The organism is Robertmurraya siralis, assembly GCF_005502275.1.
Classification (GTDB): Bacteria; Bacillota; Bacilli; order Bacillales; family Cytobacillaceae; genus Robertmurraya; species Robertmurraya siralis.
The window spans coordinates 379,086-400,268 of record NZ_SWLZ01000001.1 but is presented as its reverse complement, the minus strand read 5'-3'; the positions used below and the strand labels follow the sequence as shown (position 1 = coordinate 400,268).

Sequence of the window (21,183 nt, the reverse complement as noted above, 5' to 3'; positions counted from 1 at the left end):
GCTATTTTTTCTCAGGATATTGTTTTTCTTTATAAAAAAGCAAAGATTTAGGCCGGCACGAAAAAAGAGAGGCGAATTACTTTCAGCCTCCCCACTCATTATTCCTCTTTCTCATCTGTTGTTTCTGGATCATCAAAATAGAGCCTAATGGTTGAACCTTCCTTCAATTTTATGCCGCCTTGAGGGGTTTGTTTGACAACCGTATTTCCTTGACCGCTTGCATCTATTTTAAAATTCACGAAAATTTCTCTAATCTCTGTTTTTGTCATCCCAACCATATCTGGAACCTCGATCATAACAGGGTCATCCCAGCCCTTTCTTACCTTTTCAATTTGCTCTTTTCTCGGCTTTACTCCCAAAGCCCTTAAACTGTCTCCCATAATGTTTCCAACAATAGGTGCAGCAACTGTGCCTCCGAATTGGATCGTCCCCTTCGGATTATCAACAGCAACATAAACGACGAGCTGCGGGTCATCGGCGGGAGCAAAGCCAATAAAAGAAACGATGTGGTTATTTTCCATATAACGTCCGTTCTTAACCTTCTGAGCTGTTCCAGTCTTTCCACCAACTCGATATCCTTCCACAAATGCCTTTCCACCTGTCCCCTGAGCAACAACAGTTTCAAGAGCATGGCGAATTTCTTTTGACGTTTCTTCTGAAATCACTTTTCTTTTTGCTGTCGGGGAGGTTTTCATAACAATTTCTCCACTAACTGGATCAACCAATTCTTTTGCTATATAAGGGGTATATAGTGTACCTCCATTAATCGCAGCGGACAATGCGGTTACTTGTTGGATCGGGGTAACTGATACCCCTTGGCCAAAGGCAGTTGTTGCAAGTTCAACGGGACCTACACGATCTAAATTAAAAAGAATCCCTTTCCCTTCACCTTGAAGATCGATCCCGGTTTTTTCTCCAAAGCCGAAATCTTTAATATACTTAAACAGCTTTTCCTTTCCCAATCTTTGTCCCAACTCAACAAAACCAGGGTTACAGGAATTTTGCACAACCTCTAGAAAGGACTGGCTTCCATGTCCCCCTCTTTTCCAACAATGAAGCGTTGCTCCATCTACCTTCACCGAACCAGAGTCATGAAAATGATCCTTCTCTAAGTCAACCTTCCCTTCCTCAAGAGCTGCTGCTAAAGTAATGATCTTAAAGGTCGAACCAGGTTCATACGTACTCCAGACTGGTAAATTTCGATTATAAACCTCGGGCGCAACTTCTTGAAAATTGGTCGGGTTAAAACTTGGGCGACTCGACATTCCTAGCACTTCACCAGTATTCGGGTCCATTGCAATGGCGATTGCTCCATCCGGCTTGTATGTCGCTTCCGCTATGTCAAGCTCTCTTTCAATAATCGTCTGCACTTTAGAATCGATTGTCAATTTCAGATCAAGACCGTCTACAGGTGCTTGATATTCGTCGGCTTTATCATTCATACGATTATGCTTAGCATCTGCATAAAATTGAACTGAGCCTTTCTTCCCTTTTAATTGCTCATCATAGTATAATTCAAGTCCCATTAATCCTTGGTTATCTATCCCTGTAAACCCTAACACATGAGATAGATACTCCCCAAAGGGATAATATCTTTTCGAATCTTCTCCAACATAAACACCTGAAAGTTCAAGATTTCGTATCTCTGCTGCCTTTTCGTTTGAAATCTTCCGCCCTTCAGAAATCCGCACTATTAATTCTTTCTCTGTTATCTGTTTGTATATCTTCTCCTTTGAAGCATTTAATACAGCTGCTAATTTCTCTGCAGCTACAGCAGGGTCATTTACCTGTCTTGGAAAGACATAAACTGTTGGCGCGCTCATATTAGTCGCTAATGCCACACCATTTCTGTCGACGATATCCCCCCGTTCTGGCTCGAATGGAATTTCACGGCTCCATAAATTTTCAGCTCCATCCGTTAACCAATTTCCAAGAAAAAATTGAACGTACCCTAGTCTGACATCAATAATGAAAAAAACAAGAAATCCGATAAGCAATGCAATGGTTAACCTTTTTCTAACTGTTACATTCGAAACCCGCATATTCGAACGAACCTCCCTTATGTTTGGCTCGTTCAAATATATGCTTGTACAAATATAAATAGAACGCACCATACGTTGGTACGTTCTGCTTTCTTTTTAACTTTGTTATTAAACGGGTCATCTTCGGTTCATTTCGTAAGAAATCAAGGCTTCTCACAGCTTTTTCGAAGGAGCTTTTTCAATGAAACGTTTAGGAGAGAACAAATTTTCTCCTTCGTTTCATCGAAAAAGCACTAAAATAAGCTCCAGAGCAATAATCAACGGGCTTGTTTAGCCCCATTTTTAAGCTCTCTTCTTAGCCGCCTTTAGGGATTTCTGACTCTTCTTCCCCATCTTCCTTACTCAGCTGTTCTTTTGTATCAGGACTTTGCAAATGAACAACCAAATAATCTCCCTCTTTTAATCTCGTTCCCGCTGCTACATTCTGCTGAATTACATAGCCGTTCCCAGTTATGTTCAATTGCAGCTTCGCGAGATTTGCCACCTTCATTACATCTCTCAATGACCAACCATGCAAATCAGGAAGGGTAATTTCACCATCCGTTTGAATGATTACCTTTTCACCTTCCAAGAGCGGCTGTCCTTTTGCCGGGAGTTGATTGACTATTTCTGTGCCACTACCTAAAACAATCGCATTAACCCCAAGATCTTGCAAAGCACTGACGCCGTTTTCAACGCTTCTGCCGATAACATCAGGAATTTCGATCGTTTTTGAGGACGGTTGTTCACTAGGCTGAATACTTAAATATTGCAGACTATTTTTCATTACCTGTTTAAAGATTAATGACACAGGTTTATATCCTTCAGATGAATTAGCAACTTTTGGCTGCTGAACCATGACATATACAATCAGTTCTGGATCATCCGCCGGTGCCATCCCCATAAAGGAAAAGACATAATCATTATCTCCATGAATGTATGCACCTTGATGCGTTAAATTTGCTGTTCCTGTTTTCCCGGCAATCTCATAGCCATCAATATTGTATCGCTTATAGCCAGTACCTTTCGGTGATGTGATCACTGTTTCCATTACTTCACGCACTTTTTTGGCAGTTCCTTCAGAAATTGGTTTACCCACTACTTCAGGCTCCGTTTTTTGGATCGTTTTATTTGTAGCTGGGTCGACGACTTTATCAATGATTTGTGGCTTTAACATACTCCCGTTCCCTGCGATCGCTGTCGCCGCCTGTATTTGCTGCAAAGGAGTGATGGCCGTCCCTTGACCATACCCAGTCGTTACTTTTTCTGACGGATAATTGTAAACAATTTTCCCCCCGGTTTCATTTGGGAGCTCAATTCCTGTTGGATTTTCAAAGCCAAACTTTGTTAAATATTGCCGATACGTGTCAAATCCAAGCTTTTCCTGGACAATTTTTGCAATCGCCACATTCGATGAACGTTGAAATCCTTCCAAATAAGTGATCGAGCCCCAGCCAACCTTATTATGATCTCGAATTAAATCATCTTTTGTTGGCTTGTAAGAACCAGACTCGTAATAGTCATTCAAATTTAACACTTGTTCTTCAAGTGCCGCTGCAAGGGTGAATATTTTCATTGTGGACCCTGGTTCATACGAAACTTCAACAGCCTCATTCAACCATGTTTTCTCAATACCCTCTCGTGTTTTCGGATGGAATGTCGGTCTTTGCCCCATCGCCAAAATATCACCCGTTTTTGGATCAGCGACAATGGCCACCATTTTCGTCGGTTTGTACTGCTCATCTGCTTGATTTAATGCATCCTCCAAAAAGGTTTGAATTTTCTTATCTAATGTTAAGTAAACATCTTTTCCATCTTTGGCAGGTGTAATCTTTTGTTCACTATTCGGCAGAATATAGCCCCAAAGATCACTTGCATAATGAACAGAGCCATTCTCGCCTGTTAAGATGTCATTTAATGATTTTTCAAGCCCTAATTGTCCAACTGGAGTCGTTTCTCCTTTTTTTGTTTCGACAAAGCCAATTAAATGGGAGGAAAATACACCATTTGGATAGAATCGTTTTGATTCCCTAATAAATGTAATTCCCGGCAATTTTAAATCCTCAATCTCTTGTTTTGTCTGCAAAGAAATATCCTTTCCTGCAAGACCAAATTCCACTTGAAATTTCTCTTTCTTTGACAAAACTCTCAAAATCTCTGACTCTGATAAATCAAGATATTTTGCAAGCTCTCGCGCAGTTTTTTCTTTATCTGAAACATAGTTGGGCTTCATCTTTTCATCTAAAATTGCAATCAACGTGTAAGAAGAAGTATCCTCTGCGATCACTTCTCCATTGCGATCATAAATCGTACCTCTTTTCGCCTCTAATATCCCATTTTTATTGTACATTTGTTGTGCCTTCGCAGCCAACGGCTGCCCCGCTGCCTCTCCTGTTACTTGGATGGAAACGAAGCGAAATAATAAGACAAAAAAGAGCAGACAAAATAAAATAAATAAAATCGCTGCTCCCACATTCATATTCGGCTGTTTCCTAATCATTGTCCTTGCACAACCTTGACGTTATTTTCATTTAGTTTTAAACCCAGCTCTTTAGCTTTTGCCCATATTCTTTCATATGTGCTTAATTCTTCTACCTGCATCGCAAGATCAGCGTTCACTTTTTGTTGCGATTGAATGATAGAAGAAGTTTCTTGGATATCCTTATTTATTTCATATATGGCAGCTTGATTTGAAATAATTTGCACAGCACCAAAGCAAAGCGCTACACAAAAAATGAATGCTAATATTTTCTCACCAGGAGAGAAACCCAATCTATTTTTCCTGACTATTTTCGGCGCTTGCACCTGTTTCTGTTGTTGTTCTTGTTGCAGCTTCCTTGCTAAATTTCCCATTCCGTTCCCTCCTTGGTTTTTTTATGGGTTATAATTTTTCAGCTATTCTAAGTTTTGCTGATCTGGCGCGATTATTTTCTTCCAACTCCTCATCGGAAGGTAAAATCGGTTTTCTCGTTATCAGTTTCAATACTGGCTTATACTGCTCAGGGATAACTGGAAGTCCCGGTGGCAAATCCGGTATTTCACTTGCTTTCTTGAAAGTCACCTTACAAATCCGATCCTCTAACGAATGAAATGTAATGACACTTATCCTTCCGCCTGGAGCTAATATTTCAATCGCTTGCTGAAGCGATTTTTCAAATACACCTAGTTCATCATTTACAGCAATCCGTATAGCTTGAAATATCCTTTTAGCAGGATGTCCCCCTTTACGTCTCGCCGGTGCAGGGATTGCATCCTTAATAATTTCCACTAATTCGCCTGTCGTTTCAATGGCCTTTATTTCTCTGGCGGCTTCAATTTTTCGAGCAATTTGCTTTGAAAACTTCTCCTCACCATACCGATGAAAGATTTTTAGTAAATCATTAAAGCTCCAATCATTCACAACATCGTATGCTGAAATTGGCGCTTCTTGATCCATTCTCATATCAAGTGGAGCATCGTGGTGGTAACTGAAACCTCTTTCCGGAGTATCTAACTGTGGGGATGACACTCCCAAATCGTATAAAATTCCATCTACTTGAGTGACTCCTCTTTTTGCAAGCTCCTTTTGCAAATGGAGAAAATTGCTCTTAATCATCACAATTTGTTCACCATATTGAGCGAGCTTCTCTTTAGCATTCGCTATCGCCGTATCATCTTGATCAAAGGCATAGAGCTTTCCTTTCGGCGAAAGCTTTGAGAGGATTAGCGAACTGTGCCCCGCCCCTCCCATCGTACAATCAACATATACACCATCTGGCTTAATATTTAATCCATCAACCGTTTCATGTAATAACACTGTTGTATGTTCAAACATGCTTGTCCACCTTTCCAATCGTAAGACTTGGAAGTTGATATTATTAAATGATTTTAAATATCAAATCCAATCATATTTTCTGCAATCTCTGCAAAAGATTCTTCTGACTCTGAAAAATAGTCTTCCCAAAGATCTTTACTCCATATCTCAATTCGATTGGAAACACCTAACACAACACATTCTTTTTCTAGTTTTGCGTATTGCATCAAAGGGGAAGAAATATTGATTCTCCCTTGTTTATCAAGTTCACATTCGGTGGCACCTGAAAAGAAAAAGCGAGTAAAAGCACGGGCATCTTTTTTCGTTAATGGCAACCCTTTTAGTTTTTCCTCTATTAGGGACCATTCAGATAGTGGGTATCCAAATAAACATTGATCTAAGCCTCGTGTCAAAACAAATGTTTCGCCTAAATGCTCACGAAACTTTGCAGGTACGATGAGACGACCCTTCGTATCAACATTATGATGGTATTCACCCATAAACATACCCACTACCCCCACTCTCTATCCTAAATGTACCACAATCCCCCACTTTCCTCCACCTTATTTTTAAAATAATTCTTCTTCAAATAAAAAAATCCTTCCGCATTCATGAAAAATAGGAAGGTTGTACTATATGGACCTTACGAAGCATTTTTACCAGCCACTCACTTAGAAGTTACATCACTCTTTTTCAAAAAAAAAGAGTGTAGATAAACTCGAAAATTTCTGAGTTTATCCACACACTCTGTTTCAAGGAACTTTCTATATCTTTACTACTTTATGTGTACCGTCAAATTCGAAGGGAAGCTTTGATAATCGTTCAACAAAGTCTAAGCCGTATTTATTTAAAAAATAGTATATATTCCAAACTCGTTCCTGCGGCCCGCCAAACGGTCTGATTGAATAAGCGATACAGTCAAGCTGCTTTAATGCAACATCATGTTTGATATGCAGCGCTTCTTCAATTTTCCCTTCCATAAAAGCAATTTGCTGCAACAGAATTGACTCATTTTTCTGCAGTAAAGGCAAAAGCCCTCTGTACTCTTTTTCTGTTTGCTTTCTTATTTTTTTGTAGCTTCTCATCAGCTGCTCTTTCGTTTCAGAAAATAATTCGTCAAAGGACGTGTCTTTAACTGAAGTTAGAAATGTTTGCTTCTGTTCTGATATTCCGGCCTGTAAAACTTCTTGTAAATTCAGGCCCCAGTCCGCCATACTTGATTCTATTTCTCGTTCTAGAAATGTAATATTAATCCTTGGAATGATTGGAGGCATTTTCATGTTAAAGATTTCAAAAGCATCTTTTAACTCTGCCCAATAGGAGATTTCCCCCGGTCCGGCAATAAATGCCAGTGTCGGAAATAACGTCTCCTGCATAAGCGGTCTTGTCACCACATTATTGCTCAATTTTTCAGGTTGTTCATTCGCTATCGCAAGTAATTCCTCCTGCGAAAAGGAGATGATCCCATCCTTGCCAATAAATGTTTTCGTTTCGTTGTTAAATTCCAGAAGAACCCGTTCAAAATGCTCTTCATCATAATAAAATAAGTTTGCAGCTTCTGGTGATAGCTCAATCGTTCTTGCAAATCCATATTCAGCAAGCTTAGCTTGTTGATTTTCCACAGAAGCCGTAATATTAGCAGCATGATTAATTTGTTCGGCAAACCCTTTTTTCTCTAACTGTCGTAATTGCCTATTTCCTGAATCAACGAGTAAGAGTCCTTGCTCTTTAAATAATTCCATCACAATATATGCAAAGAAATCAACAAAGGTTTCTGAGCACTCAATAGCTTTTTTCGAGAACTCTAGCAAGCGGTTCGTATGCTCTGTCTCTCCAAAAGTTTCAATCACATCTTCAAGCCAAGATTGACAAACCTCTTTATTTAATACACAGTCTGTAACCATTCTTTTATCTAATACTTTGTTTGGATAAACCCATTTTTCCAATTGATTTCGATGTTCCAGGTACACATGGTTTACTTCTGCGTAATCATGATCTTCACCAGCAATCCAAAAAAGAGGAACAACAGGTACTCCTAGTTCTTTTTCTTTTTGTTCTGCAAACGCAATAATTGAAATCACTTTATGTATAGAATATAAGGGACCTGTTAGAATTCCAGCCTGCTGTCCTCCAATTACAACAACACTATCTTTTTTCTTCAGTTTAGCAATGGATTCTAATACTCTTTCCGAGCTCGGAAATGGTTTCATAAAAAACTCAATATGAGCAGCCAGTTCCTCCCTCATAAACGAGCGCTCAGATAATTCCTCCAACCTTTTTTGGTAATGAGAAGAATTTTGATATTGATAATGAAAAAAATTCTGTACCTCGTCAGTCCCATTATAGTATGCCGTGGCAAACCTATTCGTAGCTGGGAGATTGAGATTCATCATCTCCATTTATGTACTTCCTTTCTAAGCAACAATTTACTACGTATGAGTATATCACTGAATACTCACAAAGAAAAAAACTTTGCCTATAAGAAAAGTGGAGGCGGCTTGTTCAGCACCGTACAAACTGGAAGGACTTCGAATGAGATAAAGGAAAACCAATGAGCTCTAGCGAATTGAGTTTGACTTATCGTAAGGAGAAGGCCTGAAGTTTGATAGGTGCTAGCCGCCGCAACTGGACAATGAAAAGTGGAGGTCTTTTGCTTAGCACCGTACGGACTGGACTGAACCGCAGGAGATAAAGAAAGTTGAAAACATAACAATGTTTCTCTGAACTTAAATTGATAATCTTGTATAAAGACAATAAAAAGCCTAGGAAAGTTGTAGAGCCTAAACAATTTTCTCAGACACTCCCATTCCTAGACGTTATTTATGAAACCGCATGCGAAATGCTACGAACGATCCCAATGATTAATAAAATTATATATGCAGAGAAGAAAACAAGGAAATTAAAACGCCAAAAACCCTTGAATACTTTATGGTAATCAATTTCTTGTTTAATCTTCCAATGGAGCAAAACTACAGCTGCCCCAATTAAAAGGATAAGAATAAGTATCAACCAAAGCAATGATTTATTCCATATAGTCATAATCATATAATGAACTGAAATGATAAATAAGAGCGTGCTACCATCCAGCGCCATTTGAACAGCGCGACGATGCTGCTTTGTTGCTTGCTTACAAATAACAAAAATAATGATATAGCCTAAAATTGGAATGGTAATGAGCGCAGCAGCAACATTTGAAAAGACATTTGACATCTCACTTTCCTCCTCTCTCCAATTGTTTCCCTTTAATAAGATGAAAAAGCGCGGTTATCAGCGGTGCCTCAACTTGCAACCGCTTTGCTTCAGCTATTAAATAACCTAAAATCGCCTCAATCTCCGTTTCTCTCCCTGCTTTCAAATCCTTAAGCATGGAGGATTGATTATGAGCGGTATTTAAACAAATTTGCCGCGCATATTCAAAATATAACTGTTCATCATCAAGCCCCAATATTGTACTAACTTCTGTAAACATTTCAGTAAAGGTTTGATAATAATGGGGATTATCAATAAGCATCCCGTTTTCGACATTCAAAAGAGCTGTGAGCGGATTAATAAGCGCATTGACAACAAGCTTTTTTTGAAGCATGCCTTTATAATCGTCAACAAAGCAAAACCGAAATGAAGGATTTGAGGTTTGAACTAATTCATTCACTATCTTTTGGTTACGCCCTTGATAACAGGCTAACTTCGTCTCACCTATTCCCGTATGAATAACAGTATGTCCATTCTCTCGATAAGCGCCATGCTCCACAGATCCGACATAAACATGATTTAATTTAAATCGATCAATTATGTTTAAATGGGCCATCCCATTCTGAATGAATAGACTTGGTTGTCCATGTATGAATTCCATGTCTTTGAGCAATGATTCCAGTTGATATTGTTTAACACAAACTATAACAAGATCTGCTTCATCTTCTTCCCATTCACTAATGAACTTTACTTGCACATATGTATGAAATAAACCTTCTTGATTTCGAACCGTAATTCCATTTGCTTCTATCTCCATTTTTTGCGAGTGACTCCGAACATATAGAACAACACTATGCTCTTGTTTTAAGTAATAGGAAAATAATAACCCTATCGCTCCTCCACCAATAATGGCAACTCTCATTCTATCGCCCCATTAAAAACAATTTAAAACTTATTTCTATTTTACCAAAGACAAGGGCTATTTTCTCAGATTTTGTTGCATTTCCACGAAAAATATATAACTGGAAAAAGTGTGAGCATATCCACAATGCTAGTTTTTTAATACCATCGTGGTAAAAGACCCAATCAAAAAAAATAAGGGGAGAAAAATAGATTTTTTCACCCCCTTACTTTTCGGTATTTCCATGATTTTAGACAACACTTGAAAGACTAGATAAACTATTTTAGTCCGATTAAAAAATTTGTCCACGGCGGTGAGCAATGCGAGCATCGAACATAAATGAAAAAATGAACTTTTACCGAAAAGCTTTAAAGCTTCTATACAGACGTTTAGCAAATTAAACAGGATAAACTGGATGTTTTTTTTCACTAAAAGCTACATCCTTTGTTTCATAAATCGATAATCTGCCGATAAGTGTATTTCTTAGCTGTGAAGGGACAACAATATCATCAACAATCATTTCAGAGGCTAGCTTGTAAATATTTATTTCTTCTTTATATTCCCGTTGTTTCTCTTCGATAAAGGCCTGCCTCTCTTGCGGTTGAGTCATTTCACTAATTTTATTTAAGTAGACAGCGTTAACCGCTGCTTCCGGACCCATGACAGCTATTTGAGCAGTTGGCAATGCCACACAATAATCTGGTTCAAATGCTGGACCTGCCATCGCGTAAAGACCTGCTCCATAGGCCTTTCTAACAATGACCGAAATTTTTGGTACAGTAGCGGAACTCATCGCCGTTATGAGCTTTGCACCGTGGCGAATAATACCAGCTCTTTCCACTTTCGTTCCGATCATAAAGCCAGGAACATCAGCTAAAAATAAGAGCGGTATATGAAAGGCATCGCAAAGCTGAATAAACCTTGCCCCTTTATCTGCTGAATCGACAAACAAAACGCCACCCTTTACCTTAGGTTGATTGGCGACAATACCGACAGCTCTTCCATCTATCCTTGCGAATCCAGTAATTAACTCAGCTGCGAACAGTTTTTTTATTTCAAAGAAGCTTTCATCATCCACAATCGCATCAATACAATCATACATATCAAAAGAAGCATTTTGATTCAAAGGAATGAGCTCTTCAAGCTGTTTCCCTTCTTTTGGAGGGCACGGTTTTGCCCGCTTCGGCTTTTGTTGATAATTGGCTGGAAAATAGGATAAATACTTTTTCGCTGTCTCGATAGCCTCTTCTTCATCAGAAACTAGAATGTCACCACAGCCACTTACTGTACAGTGCATTCTTGCTCCACCCATTTCCTCTAATGTTACCTTTTCACCAATTACTTTTTCCGCCATCCTTGGTGAGCCTAAATACATGGAAGCATTCTGATCGACCATAATCACCACATCACAAAAGGCAGGGATATAAGCGCCGCCAGCGGCTGATGGCCCAAAAAGAAGGCAAATCTGCGGTACCATTCCAGAAAGTTTAATTTGATTGTGAAAGATTCTCCCTGCACCTCTCCTATTTGGAAACATCTCCAATTGATCCGTTATTCTAGCTCCTGCGGAATCAACTAAATAGAGCAATGGTACTTTCAGTTTTTCAGCGACTTCTTGAATTCGAATGATTTTTTCTACTGTCTTCGCTCCCCAAGATCCTGCTTTTACAGTTGAATCGTTAGCCATAGCGCAGACTGTCTGCCCATTTATTTGACCGATAACCGTTACCACACCATCAGCAGGTAATGTTCCATCCTCACAGTTTGCAAATTTTCCATCCTCTTCGTACTGACCTTCATCAAAGAGCATATCGAGCCTCTTACGAACGAAAAGCTTGTTTTGAGATTTTAATTTTTCGTGGTACCTCGCTCTTCCGCCCTCTTCAATTGCTTTTTGTTTTTCCATAAGGTTTGCTGCCAATGCTTTTACTGTATCCATATTCCCCTCCAAAGATTTTAGTAACTTACTCTAATACAAGCAGAACATCACCATCGTTTATAAAATCGCCTTTGTCCACCTTCACTTCACTTACGATTCCTTCCCCTTCGCTTTCAATTGGAATGTGCATTTTCATGGATTCAATTATGACGACCTCTTGTCCTTTTTTTACTGCATCTGCCTTTTCGACCAGTACATCAGAAACAATTCCTGCAATTGTCGATGTAATTATTTTCATTTCAACCCCATCCTTTTCCTTTTTCTCACAGCTCTTTTGCCGCTCATATCAATAAAACTCTGTAATCGCTTACGTCTTTTTGTGAGTATTTTCCGTCTTTTTGTTATATAATGAAGTGGAGTAAGTATCATTCTTCACATTAAATATATGAGACTTCTAAGTTATTCATGATTAAAGTTGGACTGGGGGGAGCAATATGGATTATAAAGTAGAGAAATTAAAAGTTAATTACAAAACATTAGAGGAATTTAAACGCTTTAAAGAATATGGTTTACAGGAACTATCCATGCTTGAAGACTTGCAAGCAAACATTATTGACAATGACAGTGAATCTCCATTTTACGGGATTTACTTTGGGGATCTGTTAGTGGCTCGGATGAGTCTATATAAAGTAGATGCCAAATTTAATCAATACTTTGAACCACCGCATGATTATTTAGAACTTTGGAAACTCGAAGTATTACCTGATTACCAAGGAAAGGGCTACGGAAAGGCTCTTGTTGAATTTGCTAAAAAATTAAGTTTACCAATCAAAACGAATGCTAGAATGAAGTCAAAAGAATTTTGGGAAAAGATGGGGTTTGAGTCTGTAACCTACGATATGGCAAGAGATCGTGGAGAGAATCCGCTTTTTTGGTTCCCGGAAAATTATACACAAAAGGAATTTTAGCCTTGACAAAAAAGAAGCGAATCAATGATTCGCCTTTTTTTGTCTTCATAAGCTAGCCTTTATTTTCTACCCTTTCAAGATTTCCGTTTTTATCCATTTGAAATTTCACTTTTTGTTGGCGATCCTCTTCTTGAAGGACCACCATTTTTCTTGCCCTTTCCATAATTTCTATAAGAGCCTTATAATCCTGCTCGATCGTTTGCAATTCTTTCTTCAAATTCTCATTTTCTGCGGTTAAATAAGCAATCCTTTTTTCTAATTCTTGAAGCTTCTCCTCAGCTTCGCTTGATTGTTCAAATTCTTGGTAGAGGATCTTTAACGTATTGACTAAATCCTCAAAGCTTATCTTCGGTTTATCAACATGCTGGAATGCTTCTGTAGGTTGTTCTCCCTCAATTTCTCGTGATTCAACTGAAGATTGAGTTTGTTTTCTTAGTTCTTTTCGTTGCTTTTTTGCTAATTCTATCCCTGATTTATATTGTTTACGCACATAAGAATTCCAGCGAAAACCACAAGCGGCTGCTGTTCTTGAAAGTTGCTTTCCTACCTCTTCAAACGCTTGAAGCTGAGTTCCTCCTTCGCGTATATGCCTTAAAACTACTTCAGCAAGTAGCAAATCCTCATCATTTGACCAAGCATCTTGGCGATTCGTGGGCATATGTCAATCCCTCCTAGTGTTTTCGTTTTATTCATACATATGCAACTACTAGAAGAGATAGACTGATCTTCCCGATTTCTATTGAGATTATTGATCAGTCATTTTTTTATTTAAAAACTTGTCAACTTGCTTGTGATGGGCGTCCTTTTCCCATAGTAGTGCGCATTGGCGAATTTCACTTTCTATCCGTTCCTTTAAATCAAGCAATCTCATCTTTCGAACGAACATCATTTTATAAGCAGTTAAAACCGTATCCTCCAGAGAGAAAATAAAATCTAGATTATTTCGTAGTCCTTCCCAACGATCGCCTTCATATATGTATTGGACAAATCCCAATTCAATTAATTGCTGGAACGAGTATATTTTTGCTTCTAATAACATTTTCATCGCTGCTGAATGCTGTACCCTTTCTAATAAAATTGTTCCGCCACCCCAACCTGTTGTAATCGCTAATTTTCCCTGAACAAAACCGGCTTTAATCCCTTTTCGGGCAATCCGGATATCGCAGGCAGCAGCAATTTCACAGCCACCACCAATAGCGATCCCGTTTATCAGAGCTACGGTAGGTTTTGAGAGCATCGCCAATTGATACAATAATTCTCCCATTTTAATCAGCATTTGATAGGCTTGTTCTTCTGTTTTTAATTGATGGAATTTACCTAAATCTCCACCGGAACAAAAAGCTTCTTCACCCTCACCAGTAATGACAAATGCCTTGACCTTCGTTTCATTTGCTAATTGTATAGCCTCATTAAGTCCAGCCATTACTTCAAAATTAACGGCGTTTCTCTTGTCCGGTCTAGTAATTGTAAAGACAAGGATACCATCATTCCGCATGCAAATATCATATGATTTCGACATATACAACCACCCTCTCTTCTTTCATTAAACTTCTAATCACCCAAAAAAACAAGAGAGCTAGGTGGTTAAGACTAGCTTTTCTATTAAGAGCCTCAAGAACGACAAAAGCACAGGAACGAATTCGTCCTGTGCTTTTTATCTCATATTGAAGTATTAGTCGTTTACAACTTCTTTTCCTTTGTATGTTCCACAAGCTTTACATACACGGTGAGCAAGCTTCATCTCACCACAGTTTGGGCATTCTACCATACCTGGTACCTGTAGTTTAAAATGAGTACGACGTTTTCTCTTCGCAGTTTTAGAAGTTCTTCTAAAAGGTACAGCCATTATTCCCACCTCCTTAAAGAGTATTAAGAAAGTCATGAAAGCTAGACTAGCTAAACTTTCAACAGTTTCTTGTCTTCTTCATTCATTATGAATTGGAAGAAGGATCATTTTGATCAAATAATTTTGCAAGTCCTGCCAAGCGTGGATCAATTTTATCCTTCTTCTGCTCATGAATAACCTCCCAATCTTTTCCAGATTGTGGAGCTCCTTCTTCGCTTGACCCTTCGTCACAGAAAACTTGTATAGGTACTTCAAGCAAAAGGATTTCCTGCAAGACCGGCTTTAGGTCGATAACATCCCCTTTTACTTGATGAACTTCCTCATCGGTTTCATAATCTAAACCTTTTAAAAGGAAGGTTTCAGTTGTTTCTACATCGATCGGATAATTCACGTCAACTAAAGTACGAGAACAAGGTAAGACTAAATGTCCTCTAATCTTAAGGTGAAAAGAAACTTTAGATGAGTCAATATCTGCTCGACCAGTGATATGCATTGGTGAAACCGAGCGTATCGTTTGATCGATTTTTTTTATCTCATCAAGGTTTACCATCTCATCAATTGGGAATTCCTTGCTTCGATGTTTTTGTAACTGACTTAATGTCCATTTCATAAGAATCACCCCAAGGCAACAAAGGTTATTATAGCTTTCCTATAATTATTTGTCAATATTTTTTCTTTACAGTCTAAAGTGTCCTCAAACAACGATAGCATACAAATTTACACATCTGCTATTATTATGGACATAATCAAATATTTTGACGCTTCGTTCTTTTTTAATGACCCATTCTTTGAAAATTAGTACAATAACAATAAAAGGATAACATAAATAAAGTCAAATTAGCACTTGGCCATTGTGCCTATATGGTAAGTTTCGGATATGAATTTCAACTATATTTGGCTAGAGCGAATGAGCTCAGTTTATTTTTCCGTAAATATTATCACAGACTATTCCGGACATATAAAAATTGGGTCATTCATTAAAAAACATCCTTTTAAATTTGGCTTTATTGTATATCGGTGTTGATTCTTGGCTCATTTTCTCGCTGGACCTTTCAGCATAACTGAAAGACGTGTGAAACCATGGTTCCACATGAAATGGGCCCAAAAACATTTTAACAAAAATTCTATTTAACAAAGCCTATTTTTAAAACGATATTTTTAAGGGAGCGAAAAAATGAAAGCAGTTGGTATTGTAGTAGAATACAACCCTTTTCATAATGGACATGCTTACCATTTACAACAATCACGACAAATAAGCGATGCAGATATTGTCATAGCGGTAATGAGTGGACAATTTTTACAAAGGGGAGAACCTGCCCTCTTACCAAAATGGCAGCGGGCAAAAATGGCTTTATCCGCTGGTGTCGATATTGTTATTGAACTTCCCTATCAATTTGCCACCCAAAAAGCAGATACCTTCGCTTTTGGAGCCGTTTCTTTGTTAAGTCAAATTGGTGCCAGCATACTTTGCTTCGGAAGTGAATCTGGAGAAATCGAGCATTTTTATCACACTTTACAGTTTTTAAAAAACAATAAAGAGAAATATGAAGAAAGAATTAAATTGAATATGGCTCAGGGTATGAGCTACCCTTCCGCAACATCTTCTGCTTTTCTTGAGCTAGACCCGAGTGAAAAAATAATTGATCTATCAAAACCAAACAATATTTTAGGATTCCAATATGTTAAAGCAATCAATGACTTAGGAATCAATATGCGCCCTATAACGATACCGAGGACAAAAGCAGGCTATCATGATGAACGTTTTTCATCCGAAACGATTGCTAGTGCAACAAGCATTCGTAAGTCATTATTTACAACTGGCGGCAGCTTAAGTGAAATCAACAGCTACATTCCAAACACAACCGCCGCTATCCTAGACGATTATTACAGGACGTACAAACAGTTTCAACGTTGGGAGAACTATTGGCCTTTTTTAAAGTATAGATTGCTCCATGCTTCTGGAACAGAATTACGCAACATATACGAAGTGGAGGAAGGATTGGAAAATCGGGTCATTGAAGCAGCATTAGCTGCAAATTCATTTAAAGATTTTATGAGTATCGTTAAAACAAAGCGTTATACTTGGACAAGACTTCAACGGATGTGCACACATATATTAACCAATACCACCTTCGACGAGATGAATGAGATAATGAAGGAAGCAAACTACATTCGATTACTAGGTATGAACGATAACGGAAGAAAATATTTAAATCAGTGGAAAAAACACGCTTCTATTCCATTGGTCTCAAAATTGTCTTCGTATCATGGCGATGATATCAAACTTGATATACGCGCTTCTAGAGTTTACGCCTTGGGAGCAAAGGAGGAAATGACACAAGAGCTTCTGCAGATGGAATATAAACAGCCTCCTTTTTATATGACAAATTAAAAAGGACAAACCTTCAGAGGGTTCCCTTATTTTGCTGTTATGAGAAGGGAAAAGTGTCGATTACAGGTGATTTTCATTACTGTAATCGACATTATCTTTCCAGAATAGCAAGCTTTTTATATTCGGATTATAAGCAGTTAATCTCCATAGTAGGATAGTCTCTTCAACAGTTGCTAACATCGCAACAGCAAAAAGGATAAAAATAGTCCAACTCGATATATTACCGAGTATAATCACAGCTGGTAAGAATAGAAACAGGAAAACACCTGTCCCTTTATTGCCGAACGTATGGATAATACTCCATTGTCTGAATTTCATTTTTGTCACTAATAAGTTTCCCAACCTCATAATTAAGATCGTCATGAAACATAACCCTAACTGGAACATGATTTCATTGCTCGCCATTCGAACCATAACGAAAACCCAGACAATGTAAAACACGAAATCCCCTAAACTATCTAGTTTGCTACCAAGAATAGTTTCAGCATTTAACAGTCTTGCCAAATATCCATCGACGACATCGCTCAATCCGCATAATAAATAGACAACGAAGAAAAGGAAAGAAGATTGACATAAAAATAATAACGTAACAGATAAAATGATACGCAAATAAGACAGAATATTAGGTAATGATTTCATGTTTTTTCTCCTTATTTTTTGAAGCATGCATTGTTCTTATAAACAAAGCATGAGGCCATTCTCGAAACCTTTAGTGGCTTTGCTAAGCAATATTGTTGTTGTAAACCACCGACATATAAGCATTTTTTAAAAAAGACCTCCAAAAAGCCACTTTAACGGCCTTTTTGGAAGCCCCCTATTTCTTTGGTTGCAGCTCTTTCAAATAATCAATCGCCTCATCAAATGTATCAATTGGAACTATTTTCATTTTCGTATTAATATCTTTTGCCGTTTTAATGGCTGCGTTATAATTTGAATCCTTTGCCCCCTGTTCGTTAGGAGCGAAAAAGATCTCAGCCCCAGCTTTATCGGCTGCAACAATTTTCTGTTCAATTCCGCCAATTCTACCAACCTTTCCATCAGCAGAAATCGTGCCTGTACCAGCAATTGCATAACCTTTCGTCAAGTCTTCTTCAATCAGCTGGTTATAAATTTCAAGAGAAAACATAAAACCAGCAGAGGGTCCTCCTATATCGTCCGTTTTGATTTCAACATTTGGATTCACGTGTAACTCTTTATCATCCACAAGTCCAATCCCAACACCAACACGGGTTGCATCATCAGGAAATGGCTGTACTTGAATCGTCGTGCTCTCCTCTTCTCCTCTTCGCAAATAGGTGAGCGTAATTTCAGTTCCGGCTGTTTGTTTGCTAACAAATTCAATAAATTCCTCTGATGAAGTAAACTCATGACCATTTATTTTAAAAATACGGTCACCTGGCTGCAATTTGTCAGCAGCTGGCATATTGTCCACCACATTTAAAACATATACACCTTTATATTCATACTCAATCGGTATTTCTGCTTTCTTATAAGCAACCTCTATTGCAGATTGCTTCGAACTAGCCATTAGGTGCATTTGTCGTACATTGTACTCCTCTTCAGTTTCTTCTTCACCACGGACAGCATTCAACGGATAAATCTCTTGATAATCACTTAATGAGGCGAGCAAATAGGAATAAATATTTGCTTTTCCCATTCGAATGGTCGTCAACATAAAGCTTCCCTGTTCATCAAAGCCATTCTCAACTTCAATGATCGGTTTCAACTCTTTGGCCATCCCCGGTTTAGATACGTAATATGGCAATGAAATAAATGAGGCGATAACCATAAATAAGGCCGCTAAAATGAAAAAAAACCGAAAATAAAACCTCTTGTTCATCTAGTGCTGCTCCTTCCACTCCTCGATCTGTTGCCGAATTTTTACAATATATTTTTCCGTTTCTTCTTCTCCAATTTGAATAATTTCATCTATGTTTGTAAATGCCCTTGAGCTAAACATTTCAAGGGAAGGCTGAATCATAACATCAGAAGCGATTTCCCTATTTGCGACAATCTCCATTTGCAAAATGTCGATACTCTGCATGATGACATCATAGATAGAAGTAATTTCCGTTGTCCGATTTACACGAGAAACATCAACGGCAATAATAATGTCAGCTCCCATTTCTTTCACAACGGAAACAGGTACCCTATCAACTACTCCTCCATCCACCAACAATCTTCCTTCGAGTTTTTCCGGAACAAAAATTCCAGGAATTGAAATACTAGCTCTAACAGCATCAGCAATCGACCCGTTTTTAAAAACCACTTTCTCTCCGCTCATTAAATCAGTCGCAACAACATGGACAGGAATGTCTAATTGTTCAAGGTTTTTCCCATGGGTAAAAATTCGAATAAGCTCTTTCACACGATTTCCTGCGATGAAGCCCATTTTTGGCAGTGTGAAATCCAGATAATATTTTCTCTTAAACACGCGCGATAAATGATATAGACGTTCAATGTCTGAGCCGGCACCATAAAAACAGGCGACCATTGCCCCCATGCTGCTGCCAGCAATGAGATCAATCGGAATTTTTGCATCCAGCAGCTTTTTTATTACACCTAAATGAGCAAACCCTCTTGCTCCACCTGAACCAAGCGCTAGACCAATTTTCGGTTGCTGCAAAAATAAGCGCCTCCTTTAAAAAGGAATGTGGGCAGACATAAGCTCCATCTTCTCCCACTTTTTATATATTCTTATGGTCTATTTTATTTTTCTATGAGTATATTGATCTATATGAGGACAAGACCCAGTGAAATAAGGCTTCAACAAAGATGGAGCAATCAACATCATTCTAGATTTTACACGATTGAGTAGTCGTGCATTTACTGATTTAATAATCTTTATTTTAGCATTATTTTCTAGAAGATGCACTTTGCTTGCGTCATCAGTAAATCTTCGAGGGAGGATGCATGAGTGGTAAAATCGAAACTAAAAACCATTATACTAGCCTCGGCAGTTTCCATAATGGCTATTTCGCTAATTGCTTTTCCACAAGACTCTGTGAACGCGTCCATTAGAGGATTGGATATGTGGTGGAAAATCGTCTTTCCCTCATTACTTCCATTTTTTATTGTGTCCGAGATGTTAATAGGCTTCGGGGTTGTAAAGTTTATTGGTGTTCTGTTGGAACCTTTAATGAGACCGTTATTTCGTGTTCCAGGAGTCGGGGGCTTTGTGTGGGCGATGGGAATGGCCTCTGGCTATCCTGCTGGTGCAAAGCTAACGGCCCGTTTAAGGCAGGAAGGACAGTTGACAAAAATTGAAGCAGAAAGGCTCGTAACATTCACTAATTGCTCGAACCCATTATTTATCTTTGGGGCTGTTTCTGTTGGCTTTTTTTATAATCCACAACTGGGCATTATTTTGGCATTAGCTCATTATCTTGGTAATTTCACCGTCGGAATTATGATGAGATTTCACGGTAAAAATCATGAACACACCGCAAAAAAGAATGTAAAATTTTCCTTAAAAAATGCTTTTAGAGAACTGCACCGAACAAGAATTAACGACAAACGGCCGCTCGGAAAATTGCTTGGGGATGCAGTGATGTCTTCTATCCAAACGTTATTGATGATCGGTGGCTTCATCATTTTATTTTCTGTGATAAATCAACTTTTATCGAACTTACACATTATTGAAATGGTTGGTTCGTTGGTTGCTTTGCTACTGCAGTTAATCCATCTTCCAGAGTCATTTAGCATTCCATTAATATCTGGAATTTTTGAACTCACTTTAGGAAATAAGCTAACCAGTCAGGTAGAAAATGTTACGCTGCTACAACAAGCGATAATCGCTAGTGTCATTCTTGCATTCAGCGGATTAAGTGTGCAAGCTCAAGTAGCCAGTATCCTTGCACAAACAGACATCAAATTTAAACCCTTTTTTATAGCGAGAATCTTTCACAGTGTTTTTGCTGGATTTTATACATGGTTGCTTTGGAATCCCCTTTATGAAAAATTAAACCCACAAAATCCTGATTCCCAAACGGTCCCTGTCGCCCTTATTGATGAAGGGAAATGGGCGTTTGATACATTGAAACTGATCAGTGACACAGGACCAATATTAACGCTTATTTCATTGCTGGTCTACATCATTGTCTTTGCAAGCCGGATGCAAAGAAACGAACACGAATAAAGATGTGCAATTGCTGTAAAAATAAATTATAGAAGGAGCAGCTACGATTAGACTGT

The 21,183-nt window shown here is 38.4% G+C and carries 20 protein-coding genes; 3 read left to right on the top strand and 17 right to left on the bottom strand.

The window, feature by feature from the left end; translation table 11 throughout:
- Window positions 1–98: 98 nt before the first annotated feature.
- The 10 genes from FCJ93_RS01900 to FCJ93_RS01855 form a co-directional block, all read right to left on the bottom strand.
- Entirely contained in the window at window positions 99–2,042 is a 1,944-nt protein-coding gene (locus FCJ93_RS01900) for a stage V sporulation protein D (RefSeq protein WP_095313100.1), read from the bottom strand.
- Between the two features lie 295 nt (window positions 2,043–2,337).
- Window positions 2,338–4,521, bottom strand: a complete 2,184-nt coding sequence (locus FCJ93_RS01895) for a penicillin-binding protein (RefSeq protein ID WP_095313101.1) — start codon at window positions 4,519–4,521, stop codon at window positions 2,338–2,340.
- Window positions 4,518–4,874 carry a cell division protein FtsL gene (gene ftsL / locus FCJ93_RS01890; protein ID WP_095313102.1) on the bottom strand — a complete coding sequence of 119 codons (357 nt, stop codon included), beginning with the start codon at window positions 4,872–4,874 and terminating at the stop codon, window positions 4,518–4,520. The genes FCJ93_RS01895 and ftsL overlap by 4 nt, the downstream gene beginning before the upstream one ends.
- A 28-nt stretch (window positions 4,875–4,902) precedes the next feature.
- Window positions 4,903–5,835, bottom strand: a complete 933-nt coding sequence (rsmH, locus tag FCJ93_RS01885) for a 16S rRNA (cytosine(1402)-N(4))-methyltransferase RsmH (RefSeq protein ID WP_095313103.1) — start codon at window positions 5,833–5,835, stop codon at window positions 4,903–4,905.
- 53 nt (window positions 5,836–5,888) lie between these two features.
- The gene (gene mraZ / locus FCJ93_RS01880) at window positions 5,889–6,320 is read right to left on the bottom strand and encodes a division/cell wall cluster transcriptional repressor MraZ (protein ID WP_095313104.1); all 432 of its coding nucleotides are present in this window, start codon (window positions 6,318–6,320) and stop codon (window positions 5,889–5,891) included.
- Between the two features lie 258 nt (window positions 6,321–6,578).
- Window positions 6,579–8,213, bottom strand: coding sequence for a bacillithiol biosynthesis cysteine-adding enzyme BshC (gene bshC, locus FCJ93_RS01875; protein ID WP_095313105.1), 1,635 nt, complete (start codon window positions 8,211–8,213; stop codon window positions 6,579–6,581).
- A gap of 421 nt (window positions 8,214–8,634) precedes the next feature.
- Window positions 8,635–9,024 carry a DUF3397 domain-containing protein gene (locus FCJ93_RS01870; protein ID WP_095313106.1) on the bottom strand — a complete coding sequence of 130 codons (390 nt, stop codon included), beginning with the start codon at window positions 9,022–9,024 and terminating at the stop codon, window positions 8,635–8,637.
- Between the two features lies 1 nt (window position 9,025).
- Entirely contained in the window at window positions 9,026–9,925 is a 900-nt protein-coding gene (locus tag FCJ93_RS01865; RefSeq protein ID WP_095313107.1) for a 2-dehydropantoate 2-reductase, read from the bottom strand.
- A gap of 376 nt (window positions 9,926–10,301) precedes the next feature.
- Window positions 10,302–11,843 (bottom strand): acyl-CoA carboxylase subunit beta, encoded by a 1,542-nt coding sequence (locus FCJ93_RS01860; RefSeq protein ID WP_095313110.1) that lies wholly within the window; start codon window positions 11,841–11,843, stop codon window positions 10,302–10,304.
- A 25-nt stretch (window positions 11,844–11,868) separates the two neighbouring features.
- A complete protein-coding gene (locus FCJ93_RS01855; RefSeq protein WP_095313111.1) occupies window positions 11,869–12,081 on the bottom strand; it encodes a biotin/lipoyl-containing protein in 213 nt (70 codons plus the stop codon).
- Window positions 12,082–12,277: 196 nt separating this feature from the next.
- Here FCJ93_RS01855 and FCJ93_RS01850 point away from each other — a divergent pair, with 196 nt between their 5' ends.
- Window positions 12,278–12,751 (top strand): N-acetyltransferase, encoded by a 474-nt coding sequence (locus tag FCJ93_RS01850; protein ID WP_095313113.1) that lies wholly within the window; start codon window positions 12,278–12,280, stop codon window positions 12,749–12,751.
- Window positions 12,752–12,803: 52 nt separating this feature from the next.
- Here the strand turns inward: FCJ93_RS01850 and FCJ93_RS01845 are convergent, their stop codons facing one another.
- From FCJ93_RS01845 to FCJ93_RS01830, 4 genes are all read right to left on the bottom strand, one after another.
- A complete protein-coding gene (locus FCJ93_RS01845) occupies window positions 12,804–13,409 on the bottom strand; it encodes an RsfA family transcriptional regulator (RefSeq protein ID WP_095313115.1) in 606 nt (201 codons plus the stop codon).
- Window positions 13,410–13,496: 87 nt separating this feature from the next.
- A complete protein-coding gene (locus FCJ93_RS01840; protein WP_095313116.1) occupies window positions 13,497–14,270 on the bottom strand; it encodes an enoyl-CoA hydratase/isomerase family protein in 774 nt (257 codons plus the stop codon).
- A 153-nt stretch (window positions 14,271–14,423) separates the two neighbouring features.
- On the bottom strand, window positions 14,424–14,597 hold the full coding sequence (gene rpmF / locus FCJ93_RS01835; RefSeq protein WP_009791160.1) for a 50S ribosomal protein L32: 174 nt from the start codon (window positions 14,595–14,597) through the stop codon (window positions 14,424–14,426).
- Window positions 14,598–14,682: 85 nt separating this feature from the next.
- Window positions 14,683–15,207, bottom strand: coding sequence for a YceD family protein (locus tag FCJ93_RS01830; RefSeq protein WP_095313118.1), 525 nt, complete (start codon window positions 15,205–15,207; stop codon window positions 14,683–14,685).
- A gap of 564 nt (window positions 15,208–15,771) precedes the next feature.
- On the opposite strand from FCJ93_RS01830, the gene FCJ93_RS01825 reads away from it, so the two are divergent.
- Window positions 15,772–16,989: a nucleotidyltransferase gene (locus FCJ93_RS01825; protein WP_095313120.1), complete on the top strand. Its 1,218-nt coding sequence runs from the start codon at window positions 15,772–15,774 to the stop codon at window positions 16,987–16,989.
- 60 nt (window positions 16,990–17,049) lie between these two features.
- On the opposite strand, the gene FCJ93_RS01820 is transcribed toward FCJ93_RS01825, so the two are convergent.
- From FCJ93_RS01820 to FCJ93_RS01810, 3 genes are all read right to left on the bottom strand, one after another.
- Window positions 17,050–17,628 carry a CDP-alcohol phosphatidyltransferase family protein gene (locus FCJ93_RS01820; protein ID WP_170211185.1) on the bottom strand — a complete coding sequence of 193 codons (579 nt, stop codon included), beginning with the start codon at window positions 17,626–17,628 and terminating at the stop codon, window positions 17,050–17,052.
- 175 nt (window positions 17,629–17,803) lie between these two features.
- Complete coding sequence (locus FCJ93_RS01815; protein ID WP_137742794.1) at window positions 17,804–18,829, bottom strand: SepM family pheromone-processing serine protease; 1,026 nt, start codon at window positions 18,827–18,829, stop codon at window positions 17,804–17,806.
- Window positions 18,830–19,615 (bottom strand): patatin-like phospholipase family protein, encoded by a 786-nt coding sequence (locus FCJ93_RS01810; RefSeq protein ID WP_095313126.1) that lies wholly within the window; start codon window positions 19,613–19,615, stop codon window positions 18,830–18,832. It abuts the gene before it with no gap.
- Window positions 19,616–19,906: 291 nt separating this feature from the next.
- On the opposite strand from FCJ93_RS01810, the gene ylbJ reads away from it, so the two are divergent.
- Window positions 19,907–21,127 (top strand): sporulation integral membrane protein YlbJ, encoded by a 1,221-nt coding sequence (ylbJ, locus tag FCJ93_RS01805; protein WP_095313128.1) that lies wholly within the window; start codon window positions 19,907–19,909, stop codon window positions 21,125–21,127.
- The last annotated feature ends 56 nt before the right edge of the window (window positions 21,128–21,183 follow it).

Excerpts from the sequence above, each read along its gene's own strand:
- mraZ (WP_095313104.1), bottom strand. The coding sequence starts at position 6,320 with ATGTTTATGGGTGAATACCATCATAATGTTGATACGAAGGGTCGTCTC.
- rpmF (WP_009791160.1), bottom strand. The coding sequence starts at position 14,597 with ATGGCTGTACCTTTTAGAAGAACTTCTAAAACTGCGAAGAGAAAACGT.
- FCJ93_RS01900 (WP_095313100.1), bottom strand. The coding sequence starts at position 2,042 with ATGCGGGTTTCGAATGTAACAGTTAGAAAAAGGTTAACCATTGCATTG.
- FCJ93_RS01825 (WP_095313120.1), top strand. The coding sequence starts at position 15,772 with ATGAAAGCAGTTGGTATTGTAGTAGAATACAACCCTTTTCATAATGGA.
- FCJ93_RS01820 (WP_170211185.1), bottom strand. The coding sequence starts at position 17,628 with ATGAAATCATTACCTAATATTCTGTCTTATTTGCGTATCATTTTATCT.
- FCJ93_RS01895 (WP_095313101.1), bottom strand. The coding sequence starts at position 4,521 with ATGATTAGGAAACAGCCGAATATGAATGTGGGAGCAGCGATTTTATTT.
- ftsL (WP_095313102.1), bottom strand. The coding sequence starts at position 4,874 with ATGGGAAATTTAGCAAGGAAGCTGCAACAAGAACAACAACAGAAACAG.
- FCJ93_RS01870 (WP_095313106.1), bottom strand. The coding sequence starts at position 9,024 with ATGTCAAATGTCTTTTCAAATGTTGCTGCTGCGCTCATTACCATTCCA.
- bshC (WP_095313105.1), bottom strand. The coding sequence starts at position 8,213 with ATGGAGATGATGAATCTCAATCTCCCAGCTACGAATAGGTTTGCCACG.
- FCJ93_RS01830 (WP_095313118.1), bottom strand. The coding sequence starts at position 15,207 with ATGAAATGGACATTAAGTCAGTTACAAAAACATCGAAGCAAGGAATTC.
- rsmH (WP_095313103.1), bottom strand. The coding sequence starts at position 5,835 with ATGTTTGAACATACAACAGTGTTATTACATGAAACGGTTGATGGATTA.
- FCJ93_RS01815 (WP_137742794.1), bottom strand. The coding sequence starts at position 18,829 with ATGAACAAGAGGTTTTATTTTCGGTTTTTTTTCATTTTAGCGGCCTTA.
- FCJ93_RS01850 (WP_095313113.1), top strand. The coding sequence starts at position 12,278 with ATGGATTATAAAGTAGAGAAATTAAAAGTTAATTACAAAACATTAGAG.
- FCJ93_RS01865 (WP_095313107.1), bottom strand. The coding sequence starts at position 9,925 with ATGAGAGTTGCCATTATTGGTGGAGGAGCGATAGGGTTATTATTTTCC.
- FCJ93_RS01860 (WP_095313110.1), bottom strand. The coding sequence starts at position 11,843 with ATGGATACAGTAAAAGCATTGGCAGCAAACCTTATGGAAAAACAAAAA.
- FCJ93_RS01855 (WP_095313111.1), bottom strand. The coding sequence starts at position 12,081 with ATGAAAATAATTACATCGACAATTGCAGGAATTGTTTCTGATGTACTG.
- FCJ93_RS01840 (WP_095313116.1), bottom strand. The coding sequence starts at position 14,270 with ATGTCGAAATCATATGATATTTGCATGCGGAATGATGGTATCCTTGTC.
- FCJ93_RS01845 (WP_095313115.1), bottom strand. The coding sequence starts at position 13,409 with ATGCCCACGAATCGCCAAGATGCTTGGTCAAATGATGAGGATTTGCTA.